The organism is Aeromonas crassostreae (assembly GCF_054052445.1).
In genome coordinates, this window is sequence record NZ_JBSTYM010000013.1 from 49,781 (window position 1) to 62,517 (window position 12,737).

The window sequence follows — 12,737 nt, forward strand, 5'->3', positions numbered from 1 at the left end:
CTATCGGCCTGAATCCAGACTGAACGAAACAGCAGTTTCCTCCTTTTTTGGGTTCCAGAACAGCCCCCATTCTGCGGGCACCCCTCTCACCCCTCCGGGTTGTCGAGCGTTTCCGCTTCACCCATTACTCAAGCGAGCCCCATGGCTGGCGCGCCGTCTCGGCCCTGCGACAACCGGTCTGGAGGGGTCGCCCTGGCGGCGGCTCATGGTCGCCAGGTGGCGCGATAGTGGGCGAGCTGGCGCGCGCTGTGGCCCATCAGTTGGGGATAGAAGCGCAGGAAACCCTGCTCGCTGGCGTGCCAGGCCTCCTCGTCCAGGGTGGCGAGGGCCTGACCCAGGGGGAGTGGGCGGCGCAGGCGGCGGCCGATGCCATCGAGGGCCAGATCCAGCCCCTCCCGCTGTCGGTAGGAGGCGATCCAGTCCTGCTCCGCCATCCGCTTGAGGGGCAGCGGCAGCCCATCCGGCAAGGCATGGTGATCCGCCAGCAGCTGCGCATAACTCTGCTGCAGGAAGCGGGGCAGGGGATCCGGGCAAAATTGCGGCCAGTGGCCACAGAGCCAGTGGTCGTAGAGCATGTCCACCAGGATGCCGCCAAAGCGGCGCCAGGGGGGCGCGAAGCGGGCGACCACCGCCCTGTGCTCCGGGTGGGCGTCGGTGAAGGCGTCTATCTTGCGGTGCAGCCAGATCCCCTCATCGAAAGGGGCCGCAAGGCCAGTGGGCAAGGGGCCCTTGATGAAATCCCCCAGCAGATTGCCGGTGAGGGAGCTCTGGGTATGGGCCGCCAGATGGAGGTGTGCCAGAAAATTCATGGGGAAGCGGGAGGGACCTTTGCTGGGGTGACTGCTGGTGAGCCTAGCGGATCTGGCGCCCCTTGCCTATGACGGCGGACGGAGCGGGGCCGGGCACAGGGCCCGGCCCGGTGGGGACGGCTCAGATGGCCAGGAAGGCGAGGATCAGGATGGGGCCCAGCAGGCTCAGGATAAAGCCGGAGACGATGGCGATGGGCACCATGGTGATGCCCCCGGCGCGCTGGATCACCGGCAGGGTGAAGTCCAGGGCGGTGGCGCCGCCGTATCCCACCGCCGCCGAGGGGTGGTGGCGCATCAGCATGGGAATGATGAGGATGGCGATGAGTTCACGGCCCAGATCGTTGAGGAAGGCCGCCGAGCCCAGCACGGGCCCCAGCTTGTCGGCCACCAGGATGCCGGAGAGAGAGTACCAGCCAAAACTCGAGCTCATGGCCAGCCCGTGGCTGAAGGGCAGGCCGAGCAGCAGGGAGGCCAGCAGACTGCCAAACCAGCTGGTGAGGATGACCACGGCCGCTATCTTCATGCCCCAGGGGTTGAGCAGGATCTGGCGCAGGTGCATGCCGGAGTTGCGCATCTGCACCCCGATGAGAAACAACAGCAGCATCAGTGCCCACTCGCTGAGCTGATCGATGGGCAGGAAGCGGGGCTCGAACAGCAGGCCAATCAGGGTGCCCGCCAGCACCACGAAGCAGAGCTGCACCGACTCCCACAGCATCTTCCACTTGCTCGGCATCTGGCCATCGAGCCCGGCGTGGGCGGGGGGATTGCGCCTGTCCAGCCACCAGAGCCCCGCCAGGTTGCACAAGCTGATACAGCCCAGCATCAGGGCCGCGACCGTGAAGATGCGGGGCAGGTTGCTCCCCAGATCGTCCACGAAGGCGAGTCCCAGCCCCATCAGAAACAGGATCAGATAGACCAGCTTGCCGAGGGCGCCGTTGACCAGCTTGAGCAGGGGCTTGGAGGAGAGGGGAACCAGGTAACCGATCCCAAGGGGCAGCAGGATCAGCAGAACATTCAGCAGCATCGGGGCCTCGAAGAAGAAAATGACAAAAACGACACCTTAGCATTAGTTATTAAGCGGGTGTCACATATCTGTTAGGAAACTTGTCTCATCCGACCCTCTTCTTGAGCAAACCCTGGTGTTGCGACCGTTTCCTGGACAGGGCGCCGTGGCGGGGATGGCGGCGTCAATTGCCAAAAAGTCAGGAAAATCACGTGGATCCCGCATCGCACCCCGTGAAGAACGGGTATGAATAAACAGGCTTTTGTGCTGTTATGGTCAAGATGCGCGGATCTGACCGGCTAGCTGTGCCATCAAAGGGAAAACCTGCCCTGGGCGAGGAAGGGGTAAATTGCATTTTATGCAGACAAAGTGCTGAAAAATACCGCCAAGGCCAATAAAAATACAGATAAAACACCAAGTACCTCCGTTCTGTATTGTTTTTTGACCATGTGGATGATATTTTCGCTGAAGGTTGCCATCGGTTAACATTTTGTTAATGGAGAGATGGCGGTATTACGCCCCTGCGGCGTCTAGGGACAGACAAGGTTGTAATGGATGAGCGACGTTGCCGCACTGGAAGTTCGTGATTTGCACAAGTACTTTGGCACCCACGAAGTGCTCAAGGGCATCGATATGACGGCCCACAAGGGAGATGTCATCTCCCTGATCGGCTCCTCGGGATCGGGGAAGTCGACCTTCCTGCGCTGTATCAATCTGCTGGAAACCCCCTCCTCCGGCAGTGTCTCCCTCCATGGGGAGCTGATCCGGATGAAGACGAGCCGGACCGGTGAGCGCACCCCGGAAGACATGCGACAGGTGGAGCGCATCCGCAGCCGCCTGGCCATGGTGTTTCAAAGCTTCAATCTCTGGTCACACATGACCATCATGCAGAACATCATCGAAGTCCCCATCCAGGTGCTCAAGGTGCCCCGCGCCGAGGCCATCGCCAAGGCGGAGCAGCTGCTCAACCGGGTGGGACTCTATGAGCGTCGCGACTATTACCCCGGCCACCTCTCCGGCGGTCAGCAGCAGCGGGCCGCCATCGCCCGCGCCCTGGCGGTCGACCCCGAGGTGATGCTGTTTGACGAACCCACCTCGGCGCTGGATCCCGAACTGGTGGGAGAGGTGCTCAGCCTGATGCGGGAGCTGGCGGAAGAGGGGCGCACCATGATGGTGGTGACCCACGAGATGTCGTTCGCGCGGGATGTTTCCAACAAGGTGATGTTCCTGCATCAGGGGGTGGTGGAGGAGCAGGGCAATCCCAAGGAGATCTTTGCCCATCCCAAGTCGGAACGCTTCAAGCAGTTTATCTCCTCCATCTATTGATGGCGGAGTCTTCGCAGTATCCCAGTTGCTTTATCAAGGAGAGATGACAATGAAAAAACTGATGCTGGCCACGGCCATTCTGAGCACCCTGGCGTCCGGCAGCCTGATGGCCAAGGAGTGGAAAGAAGTGCGAGTCGGGGTGGAAGGGGCCTATCCTCCCTTCTCCTGGACCGAGCCCAGTGGCGAGGTGAAAGGCTTTGACATCGACATCACCAATGCCCTGTGCGAAGAGATGAAGGTGAAGTGCACCCTGATCAAGCAGGATTGGGATGGCATCATTCCGGCGCTGCTGTCGCGTAAATACGACGCCATCATCGCCACCATGGACATCACCGAAGAGCGCAAGAAGAAGGTGGACTTCACCCAGAAGTACCAGCACATTCCGGCCCGCTTCGCCGCCAAGAAAGGCACAGAGGTGCAGCTCGACAAGGCCTTCATGGAAGGCAAGACCATAGCGGTCCAGCGCGCCACCTCCATGGACACCTATATCACCGACAACTTCCCCAACGCCACCATCAAGCGCTACGGCACCGCGGACGAGGCCTACCTCGATCTGAAATCGGGCCGGGTCGACTATGTGCTGGCCGACTCCGCCGCCATCAGCGACGGTCTGCTGAAGAAAGATGGCGGTGACGCCTTCGAATTCGTCGGCCCGAAACTGACCGATCCCAAGTGGTTCGGCGAGGGTGCCGGCATCGCGGTGCGCAAGGCTGACAAGGATCTGAAAGAGAAATTCAACGCCGCCATCCTGGCCCTGCGTGCCAATGGCAAATACAAAGAGATCAACGACAAGTACTTTGATTTCGACGTATACGGCGAATAACAGGGCGACAGCCTGATCCCCAACCGTCGTCATCGGGCCCGCGGCTTTTCCCACGAAAACGGCGGGCCCGCTTAGTTGTGATTTGATGTGTTTGATTTAAAAGGATATACCCCTTCTACCCTGGCGAGCCCACTCAATTGGGTGTAATGGAGCTGCATGTGTTTGATTTGAAAGGATATGAAGCCTCCCTGATGGAAGGCGCCTGGGTCACGTTGCAGGTGGCGCTGGCCTCCTTGCTGCTGGCGCTCCTGCTCGGGTTGCTTGGCGCCCTGGCCAAACTCTCCCCCTACAAGTGGGCCCGTGGCCTGGCGACCGGCTACACCACCCTGATTCGCGGCATCCCCGACCTGGTGTTGATGATGCTGCTGTTCTTCGGCGGTCAGGTGCTCATCAACAGCATCTGCACCTGGATCAACGAGCAGTACAACGCCTGGCTGCTGAGCAGCGATCCCAATCAGGAGTGGGTCTCCCTGGTGCCCGATTACATCGACATCAGCCCGTTTGCGGCCGGGGTGGCCACCATAGGCTTCATCTTCGGCGCCTACATGACCGAGACCTTCCGCGGCGCCATCCTGGCGGTGGACAAGGGGGAGCTGGAAGCGGCGCGCGCCTTCGGCATGCGGGCGAGCCAGGTGTTCGTGCGCATCCTGTTTCCCCAGATGATGCGCCACGCCTTGCCGGGCTTTGGCAACAACTGGCTGGTCTTGCTGAAAACCACGGCCCTGGTCTCCATCATCGGCCTCGATGACATGGTGCGAAAGGCGTCGCTCGCGGCAGGTTCGACCCAGCTGCCCTTCACCTTCTACATGGCGGTGGCCCTCATCTTCCTGGTGTTTACGGCCGTTTCCACCTCGGCGCTCAAGTGGGCCGAGCGTCACTACGCCATCAAGACGAGGTAAGCCATGCCGTATTCAATGCAGTCATTCGTTTACTGTGATCGTCGCGGTGTCAGTGCCGAGCGTATCTACATCACGATCAAGACGAGGTAAGCCATGGATTTCTCGATCATTCTCAAGGAGTGGCCCACCTACTGGCAGGGCCTCTACACCACAGTGCTGCTGGTGGCGGCCTCCCTGCTGCTCGGCCTCATGCTGGCGGTGCCGGTGGGCATATTGCGCAACCACAAAAACTGGTTGATCAAGGGGCCTATCTGGGCCTATATCTACTTCTTTCGCGGCACACCGCTGCTGGTACAGCTATTCATCATCTACTACGGCGCCGCTCAGTGGGAGTGGCTGAAGAACAGCGCGGCCTGGAGCCTGTTTGCCGAAGCCTGGTTCTGCGCCCTGCTGGCATTTACCCTCAACACCGGGGCCTACACCGCCGAAATCGTGCGCGGCGCCGTGATGAACATGCCCAAGGGACAGATAGAGGCGGCCCAGGCCTTTGGCATGAGCCCCTGGCAGACCCTCACCCGCATCATCTTGCCCAACTCGTTTCGCCGGGCCCTGCCTGCCTACAGCAACGAGGTGATCTTCATGCTGCAAGGGTCGGCGGTGGCGGGCATCATCACCATCGTCGACCTGACCGGTGCGGCGCGGATCATCAACTCCCGCTACTACAGCCCGTTCGAGGCCTTCATCACCGCAGGCCTGCTCTACATGATGCTCACCTTCATCATCGTCTGGTTGTTCAAGAAGCTGGAGTCGCGCTGGCACGCCCACCTGCGCCCCCGCACCGTCTGATGCCCCGACGTAAAAACAAGAAAGCCCGCAATTGCGGGCTTTCTTTTGGTTAGGGGGCGCTTACAGCGCCGACATGGGTCGCGCTATCTCTTCGGCCACCAGGCCTGCACTACCCAGCTGTCCCAGGACTCCCAGAGCATTCGTCGATGCCAGAGGGTGTTTACGCTGCTGTGCAGGCATGCCCTGCGCGCTGTGCGGCTGGATCTTCTCCACCACCGCCATGGCACTGACATCCAGATGATGATAGAAGCTGGCGTTGAGCTGGGTCAGATGCAGCAATGACTGGCGCATCCGCTCGAAGGTTTTATGGCAGACCGGGTTTTGCTTGTGCCAGAACTTCTCCAGCGTACCGCGGGTGGTGAGCCCCGGCAGATCATAGAGGGCTCGTCCCAGGCAGTAGGTGGGCACATGGTGCAGCAAGGCGGAGAGGCCGACCGTGCTGTTGATGGTGATGACCCCCTTGAGCAGCGGATAAAGGGTGGGCAATGGCAGCTCGTAGCCATAGAACACCCGCCCTTCCAGTCCGAGCAGCGTGATCAGCCGGTTGATCTGGGCCTGATAGCTGACATAACCCCGATCCATGGGGTGGTGCTTGAACAGCAGCACATCTTCACGGCGAGCATGTTGGGCAAAGGAGTTCATCACCTGAGCCACCATCTCCTCCACGCCGCTCAAATCCGAGTGTTCCCTGATCTGAAAATCCTCGGTGACCTGCAGGGGCACGAAGAAGATATGGCCCTTGTGTCGGGGCAGAGCCTTGAGCAGGGCGCGATCGCTCCACCTGTGCTTCCACTTCACCACGCCGCCCGCCACCCAGCCTCTGGCCTCCTGGTAGAGACTCCAGGGTCTGTGATTGACGAAATGGGGATAGCGCCAGCGCGACAGGCTCTTGTTGAGGTGATAGCGGCTGGCATACCAGGCCCGACGGGCGAAGGTCTTGCCCACCTTCAGCGGCGCCTGGTAAGGGGCGGGCCAGGTCATCTCGGCCAGGGTGTCACGCTTGGCATAGAGGGGGCTGAAGGCATTGACGCCCCCTTGCTCCAGGGTCACGAAATCGGGGCGCAGGTAACCCTCTTCCATGGCCCAGACACTGATTTTTTTCAGCTTGCAGATGCGAATGGCCTGCTGGTGGTAGTAACGACAATCGCCGTAACAGATGAGGGTGTCGATGCCATGGCGCTTGATAAAGCGGCGAAAGAAGGTGTTCCAGGTATCCGGCTTGCCGGTGAAGCGTTCGTTATGACCCACGCAGCGCCAGCATTCATCCCCGCCATTGAAATGGATCTTGTAGACCTCGTGGCCGGCGTCGGCAAGCGCCTGGCTCAAGGTCTGAAAGAAAGGGCCGAGCGGTCCTTGCAGCAGCAAAATCTTCATGGTCGGCTTATCTCATCAACTGGGGAAGGGAGGGGCGTTGCAGCAGGGTCTGGGTCAGATAACTCAGCTTGACGTGCCAGCGCTGCCAGCGGCTCGACTTGCTGGTGGAGGATTGTCCTTGCTCGGCCAGCTGGCGGATCAACTGCTCCGGGCTTATCCAGAGCCCGGTCTGCCAATCGATATAGAGCGGATAAGCCACCAGGGTCAGATAGACCAATGCCGCCAGGGGGAGTGTGCGCTGGCGCCGGCCGGGAGGATGAGCATCCATGGTCAGCCCCCAACCACTGTAAAAAGGCTGGCCCCAGGTCGTCACCTTGACCCCCTGCACCAAGGCCTCGAAACCGCTGAGCGAGGTCATGGTGTGCAGCTCATCCACGTGGGGATAGAGGCTGGTGAGGCCGATATCCAGTACCTGGCTGTCCACACACTCCGCCAGGCAGGCTGCAGAAATGGCGCCAGCCCGATTGCCCGCCACCACATCCGGGTGAGGTTTGTAGAGGATGTGAGCCTCTGGCTTGGCGGCGCGCACCGCCCACAGAAGTTGCTCATTGCTGCGAATGGTCGGGCTGCCGGTCAGGATGGAGGCATCCCCATCCACCTGGCCCACCACCAGCACCAGGGGGCGGCCATCGGTGGGGGGCGTGAACGGCTGCGGGGCGCCGACATTGTATTTGCTCACCCTGTGCTGGCGCAGCAAGGTCAGCAGCTGTTCACCCCGCGTGACCTGTGACTCGGTCAACTGCTGGTAATTGAGTAGCTGTTCCAGCCCGCTGGGACTGCGGCTATCGAAATAGATCCCGACCGGATCCAGCGACAGGGAGGAGGGACGGCACAGATTGGAGCCAAGCCCGCGGGAGCGAATAAAACCATCTTCGACTCGAATGGCCGAGGTGAGCTCGGGATAACGACTGCCCCACACCAGCACCTGCTCGTCGCCGGTCAGTCGCTTGGGCGGCTGTCGCACAAAGCAGAGCTCCTCGGCCAGGGGCTGGCAGAAGGCCTGCATAAAGGCCCGCTTCCACAGGGAGAATCCCACCAGATAGAGCTTGCGCCAGCGCGGCGCTGGTTTCTGCTGACGGGCGATGATGGCGATCACCTCTTCCACCTCGCAGCGCTGGCCCAATACCGGATCCAGATAGCGCGGATAGCAGATCAGCGCCGCCGCCACCAGCTGGGCCAGGGAGACCCGAATATGGCGTCGTTCGCACTGCTTGCTGTCCTGGGTCAGTCCCCAACCAGCATAAAACGGCATGCCGAAGCAATAGACAGCCTTGCCCAGCAGCAGCCCCTCGAAGCCGAGCTGGGACGAGACGGTATAGACGGCGTCCACCACATTGAGCAGGGCATGGGGATGGCAGTGATCGGCCACGATCTCTACATCCTCGAGTTGCAGTCGGGCCAGCACGCCGCGCTTCTTGCCAAGGCGGGTATCAGGGTGGGTGCGCAGCAAGAGGCGGGCATCGGGGTGATTGCGCCGCGCCGCCGCCACCATGGCGATAAAGTCCGCCTCGCTGGCCAGGGCGCCGGGAATGGAGAGATCCCCGGCCACCTGGTCGACCAGCAACACCTTGGGCCGGCCATCTTGCAGCAGGCGCTGGGCCAGCGCAGCCGGCAGACCGCCAACATCCTTCGCAGCCAGGCTGGTTGATGGATAAGACGAGGCGGGTCGCCTGGCATAGCAGTTGTATTTGGTGATCCCAAGGCGTACCAGTTCATGAATGAGCCGCTGCGCTCGCGCCAGCATGGCGGCGTCACAGGGGGTGGCGATCAACTGCTCAAGCTGGCTGGGCTGGCGCGCATCGTAATAGATACCGACGGGATCGGCGATAAGCGAGACTGCCTTGCCGCCATTGGCCGGATGGCCGATATAGCCGATAAAACCATCTTCCAGTTGCCAATAGGGCAGGCCCAGCGACGTCGCTTTCTGCCTTATCTGATAGGTATTGGCCTTTTGACCCCAGCCCACTATCACGTCATTGTCAGCAAACGGCATATTGTCGTGGAAGAGCTGTAACTGGCAGCCAAGCATAGGTTCAATATTTGCTTTTCTGGCCAGGATGCCTTTTGAACCTGTCAATAATTTCATTTTTGCTCTGCGCGGTAGAAAACTCCCCGTATCGGGACGGGGAGTGGGATTCAGATAAAGAGGTCTGCATCGAGTAATGACTTGGCAACGCTGTCTTTTGCGGACGTAATGATATCGCAATCCAGAGCCGGCCATTCAATTGCAATGGAGTCATCATTCCACTTAATGCCTCGATCACTGCTGGGGGCATAATAATTGGTGGTTTTGTATAAGAACTCAGCAGTGTCAGTCAATGTAACAAAACCGTGGGCGAACCCTTCCGGGATCCACAGTTGACGTTTGTTGTCACCAGAAAGATGTACACCCACCCATTGGCCAAATGTCGGCGAGCTTTTCCTGATATCCACTGCAACATCAAACACCTCACCCGCGACGCAGCGCACCAGTTTCCCCTGGGCGTGGGGAGGCAGTTGATAGTGCAAGCCGCGTAATACGCCTTTGGATGATTTGGAGTGGTTATCTTGTACAAAGGTCACGCTGCGGCCAATGGCCGCTTCGAATTGTTGGTGATTAAAACTCTCAAAGAAAAAGCCACGGTCATCGCCAAACACTTTTGGCTCAAAAATGAACACGTCCGGGATCTTGGTTTGAATAACATTCATAGTGATAACCTAATTATTAAATGGGGCATGTAGCCCCATGGAAATTTATTACTTCAGCATTTTCAACAGATACTGACCGTAGGCATTCTTTTTCAACGGCTCAGCCAGTTTTATCACCTGCTCGGCAGTGATAAAACCCTTATGGAAAGCAATTTCTTCAGGGCAAGCTACTTTCAATCCCTGGCGATGCTCAATGGTCTGAATAAAGTTGCTTGCTTCAATCAGGCTTTCATGAGTACCAGTGTCAAGCCAGGCATAACCACGGCCCATCATGGCCACCGACAGATTACCTTGCTCCAAGTAGATACGGTTGACATCGGTGATTTCCAGTTCACCACGCGGCGACGGCTTTAGACTCTTGGCAATCTCGACGACACTGTTGTCGTAAAAATAGAGACCTGTCACCGCATAGTTGCTCTTCGGATCCAGCGGTTTCTCTTCCAGTGAGATAGCTGTGCCTTGACTGTCAAACTCCACCACCCCATAACGCTCGGGATCGTGCACATGATAGGCGAAGACGGTTGCACCATGGGGTTTGGCCGCTGCGGCTTCCAACTGTTTTTGCAGGTCGTGGCCGTAGAAGATGTTGTCGCCCAGCACTAAGGCACAGGGATCCGAGCCAATAAACTCCTCCCCCAGAATAAAGGCTTGTGCCAGGCCATCCGGGCTGGGTTGCACCTTGTATTGCAGATTCAAGCCCCACTGGCTGCCATCGCCCAGCAATTGCTCAAAGCGGGGCGTATCTTGCGGCGTGCTGATGATCAAGATATCGCGGATCCCCGCCAGCATCAGGGTACTCAGCGGGTAGTAGATCATCGGTTTGTCATAGATGGGCAGCAACTGTTTGCTGACGGCCATGGTGACGGGATAGAGACGGGTGCCAGAGCCCCCGGCCAGAATAATACCTTTATGCTTGGTCATAGTGCTTGATTTCTTATCTTTGAATTATGTAACCCAACAAAGTGAGTGCGCTTACATAACACTCATTTTGCGTTTATCCCAGTTGATGTGGGGTTATATTTCCACATCACGTTTATTTTCTATTTGCCGAGGATCTCGGTCAGCATCCGCTCGACACCGACGGTCCAATCCGGCAGCACCAGATCGAAGGTGCGCTGGAACTTGGTGGTATCGAGTCGCGAGTTGTGAGGGCGCTTGGCCGGCGTTGGAAACGCACTGGTCGGTACGGCGTTGACTTGCGTGACCGCTAGTTCAACCCCGGCAGCCCTCGCTTTGGCAAACACCAGATGGGCATAGTCAAACCAGGTGGTGGTGCCGGAAGCAATCAGATGGTAGAGCCCGGCAACGTCGGGCTTGTTCTGCGCCACTCGGATCGCATGAGCGGTGCAATCAGCCAGCAACTCGGCACCGGTCGGGGCGCCGAACTGGTCATTGATGACCGACATTTCGCTGCGCTCTTTGCCAAAGCGCAGCATGGTCTTGGCGAAGTTGGCACCGCGGGCGGCATACACCCAGCTGGTGCGGAAGATAAGATGGCGAGCACAAAGCGCTGCCGCCTGTTCTCCTGCCAACTTGGTCTCCCCATAGACATTGAGCGGAGCTGTCTCATCGCTCTCGACCCAAGGACGTTCGCCACTGCCATCGAACACATAATCAGTGGAGTAGTGCACCAACCAGGCACCCAACGCCTCGGCTTCTTTGGCAATTGCTGCAACACTGGTGGCATTGAGCAGCTCGGCAAACTCCCGCTCGCTCTCGGCCTTGTCGACTGCCGTGTGGGCGGCAGCATTGACAATCACATCCGGCTTGAGCAGACGCACCGTGTCTGCCACGCCGGCCGGATTGCTGAAGTCACCGCAATAATCGGTGGAGTCGAAATCGACGGCGGTGACGAGACCGAGCGGCGCCAATGCCCGTTGCAACTCCCAGCCTACCTGGCCATTTTTACCAAACAACAGAATATGCATCAGGCACGCTCCCCGTAGTTTTGCTCGATCCAGGATTGATAGGCACCGCTCTTGACGTTGTTAACCCACTGCTGATTTTCCAGGTACCACAGCACGGTTTTGCGGATGCCGGATTCGAAAGTCTCTTGTGGTTGCCAATCCAGCTCGGCGCTCATCTTGCTGGCATCGATGGCATAACGACGGTCGTGACCGGGGCGGTCGGCCACATAGGTGACTTGATCGCGATAGGAACCCGCTTTCGGCACCATCTCATCGAGCAGGTCGCAGATGGTGTGGACTACTTCCAGGTTCTGCTTCTCGTTGTGGCCACCTATGTTGTAGGTCTCGCCCATCACCCCAGTGGTCACCACGGTATAGAGGGCGCGGGCGTGGTCTTCCACATAGAGCCAGTCACGGATCTGGTCACCCTTGCCATACACAGGCAGCGGCTTGCCATCCAGCGCATTGAGGATTACCAGCGGGATCAGTTTCTCGGGGAAGTGATAGGGACCGTAGTTGTTGGAGCAGTTGGTGACCACGGTCGGCAGGCCGTAGGTACGACGCCAGGCGCGCACCAGGTGGTCGCTGGAGGCCTTGGACGCAGAGTAGGGGCTGCTCGGGGCATAAGGGGTGGTTTCGGTAAAGAGCGGCAAGGCCTCGCCAGGGGCAGCCTCATCCGGATGAGGCAGGTCGCCATATACCTCGTCGGTGGAGATATGGTGAAAGCGGAAGGCTGCCTTGCGCGCCTCATCCAGCCCATTCCAGTAAGTGCGGGCGGCTTCCAGCAGCATGTAGGTGCCGACGATATTGGTTTCGATGAAATCGGCAGGTCCGGTGATGGAGCGATCGACGTGGCTCTCCGCCGCCAGGTGCATCACGGCATCCGGTTGATGCGCGGCAAAGACCCGGTCCAGCTCGGCGCGGTTGCAGATATCCACTTGTTCGAACGCATAACGCTCGCTGCCTGAGACCTCAGCCAGGGATTCCAGGTTACCCGCATAGGTCAGCTTGTCGAGATTGACCACTGAGTCTTGGGTATGCTGGATGATATGGCGAACAACGGCAGAACCAATAAAACCGGCACCACCAGTCACAAGGATTTTCATATCGTTTCTCTCTGTT

At 59.0% G+C, this 12,737-nt stretch carries 12 protein-coding genes; 4 read left to right on the forward strand and 8 right to left on the reverse strand.

The window, feature by feature from the left end; translation table 11 throughout:
• Positions 1–203 precede the first annotated feature (203 nt).
• Complete coding sequence (locus ACW5W4_RS11830; RefSeq protein WP_456689491.1) at positions 204–809, reverse strand: acyl carrier protein phosphodiesterase; 606 nt, start codon at positions 807–809, stop codon at positions 204–206.
• A gap of 121 nt (positions 810–930) precedes the next feature.
• Complete coding sequence (locus tag ACW5W4_RS11835) at positions 931–1,833, reverse strand: lysine exporter LysO family protein (RefSeq protein ID WP_456689492.1); 903 nt, start codon at positions 1,831–1,833, stop codon at positions 931–933.
• 534 nt (positions 1,834–2,367) lie between these two features.
• Between ACW5W4_RS11835 and ACW5W4_RS11840 the strand changes: the two genes are divergently transcribed.
• The 4 genes from ACW5W4_RS11840 (at position 2,368) to ACW5W4_RS11855 (ending at position 5,646) form a co-directional block, all read left to right on the forward strand.
• Positions 2,368–3,138 carry an ABC transporter ATP-binding protein gene (locus ACW5W4_RS11840; protein WP_408796925.1) on the forward strand — a complete coding sequence of 257 codons (771 nt, stop codon included), beginning with the start codon at positions 2,368–2,370 and terminating at the stop codon, positions 3,136–3,138.
• 49 nt (positions 3,139–3,187) lie between these two features.
• On the forward strand, positions 3,188–3,961 hold the full coding sequence (locus tag ACW5W4_RS11845) for an ABC transporter substrate-binding protein (RefSeq protein ID WP_408796926.1): 774 nt from the start codon (positions 3,188–3,190) through the stop codon (positions 3,959–3,961).
• Between the two features lie 158 nt (positions 3,962–4,119).
• Complete coding sequence (locus ACW5W4_RS11850) at positions 4,120–4,860, forward strand: ABC transporter permease (RefSeq protein ID WP_041996618.1); 741 nt, start codon at positions 4,120–4,122, stop codon at positions 4,858–4,860.
• Positions 4,861–4,953: 93 nt separating this feature from the next.
• Positions 4,954–5,646 (forward strand): ABC transporter permease, encoded by a 693-nt coding sequence (locus ACW5W4_RS11855; protein ID WP_456689493.1) that lies wholly within the window; start codon positions 4,954–4,956, stop codon positions 5,644–5,646.
• Between the two features lie 60 nt (positions 5,647–5,706).
• On the opposite strand, the gene ACW5W4_RS11860 is transcribed toward ACW5W4_RS11855, so the two are convergent.
• The 6 genes from ACW5W4_RS11860 to rfbB all read right to left on the reverse strand — a co-directional run bounded on the left by ACW5W4_RS11860 (position 5,707) and on the right by rfbB (position 12,721).
• Positions 5,707–7,020, reverse strand: a complete 1,314-nt coding sequence (locus ACW5W4_RS11860) for a capsule biosynthesis protein (RefSeq protein ID WP_456689494.1) — start codon at positions 7,018–7,020, stop codon at positions 5,707–5,709.
• Between the two features lie 7 nt (positions 7,021–7,027).
• Entirely contained in the window at positions 7,028–9,013 is a 1,986-nt protein-coding gene (locus tag ACW5W4_RS11865) for a capsular polysaccharide biosynthesis protein (protein WP_456689495.1), read from the reverse strand.
• A gap of 143 nt (positions 9,014–9,156) precedes the next feature.
• Positions 9,157–9,708: a dTDP-4-dehydrorhamnose 3,5-epimerase gene (rfbC, locus tag ACW5W4_RS11870; protein ID WP_368203875.1), complete on the reverse strand. Its 552-nt coding sequence runs from the start codon at positions 9,706–9,708 to the stop codon at positions 9,157–9,159.
• Positions 9,709–9,756: 48 nt separating this feature from the next.
• On the reverse strand, positions 9,757–10,629 hold the full coding sequence (gene rfbA, locus ACW5W4_RS11875) for a glucose-1-phosphate thymidylyltransferase RfbA (RefSeq protein ID WP_456689496.1): 873 nt from the start codon (positions 10,627–10,629) through the stop codon (positions 9,757–9,759).
• 119 nt (positions 10,630–10,748) lie between these two features.
• The gene (gene rfbD / locus ACW5W4_RS11880; protein WP_456689497.1) at positions 10,749–11,636 is read right to left on the reverse strand and encodes a dTDP-4-dehydrorhamnose reductase; all 888 of its coding nucleotides are present in this window, start codon (positions 11,634–11,636) and stop codon (positions 10,749–10,751) included.
• Complete coding sequence (gene rfbB, locus ACW5W4_RS11885; RefSeq protein WP_456689498.1) at positions 11,636–12,721, reverse strand: dTDP-glucose 4,6-dehydratase; 1,086 nt, start codon at positions 12,719–12,721, stop codon at positions 11,636–11,638. The genes rfbD and rfbB overlap by 1 nt, the downstream gene beginning before the upstream one ends.
• Positions 12,722–12,737: the final 16 nt, after the last annotated feature.

Bases quoted from the DNA above. Each gene is read 5' to 3' on its own strand.
- ACW5W4_RS11830 (WP_456689491.1), bottom strand. From the start codon at position 809: ATGAATTTTCTGGCACACCTCCATCTGGCGGCCCATACCCAGAGCTCC.
- ACW5W4_RS11835 (WP_456689492.1), bottom strand. From the start codon at position 1,833: ATGCTGCTGAATGTTCTGCTGATCCTGCTGCCCCTTGGGATCGGTTAC.
- ACW5W4_RS11840 (WP_408796925.1), top strand. From the start codon at position 2,368: ATGAGCGACGTTGCCGCACTGGAAGTTCGTGATTTGCACAAGTACTTT.
- ACW5W4_RS11845 (WP_408796926.1), top strand. From the start codon at position 3,188: ATGAAAAAACTGATGCTGGCCACGGCCATTCTGAGCACCCTGGCGTCC.
- ACW5W4_RS11855 (WP_456689493.1), top strand. From the start codon at position 4,954: ATGGATTTCTCGATCATTCTCAAGGAGTGGCCCACCTACTGGCAGGGC.
- ACW5W4_RS11860 (WP_456689494.1), bottom strand. From the start codon at position 7,020: ATGAAGATTTTGCTGCTGCAAGGACCGCTCGGCCCTTTCTTTCAGACC.
- ACW5W4_RS11865 (WP_456689495.1), bottom strand. From the start codon at position 9,013: ATGCCGTTTGCTGACAATGACGTGATAGTGGGCTGGGGTCAAAAGGCC.
- rfbC (WP_368203875.1), bottom strand. From the start codon at position 9,708: ATGAATGTTATTCAAACCAAGATCCCGGACGTGTTCATTTTTGAGCCA.
- rfbA (WP_456689496.1), bottom strand. From the start codon at position 10,629: ATGACCAAGCATAAAGGTATTATTCTGGCCGGGGGCTCTGGCACCCGT.
- rfbD (WP_456689497.1), bottom strand. From the start codon at position 11,636: ATGCATATTCTGTTGTTTGGTAAAAATGGCCAGGTAGGCTGGGAGTTG.
- rfbB (WP_456689498.1), bottom strand. From the start codon at position 12,721: ATGAAAATCCTTGTGACTGGTGGTGCCGGTTTTATTGGTTCTGCCGTT.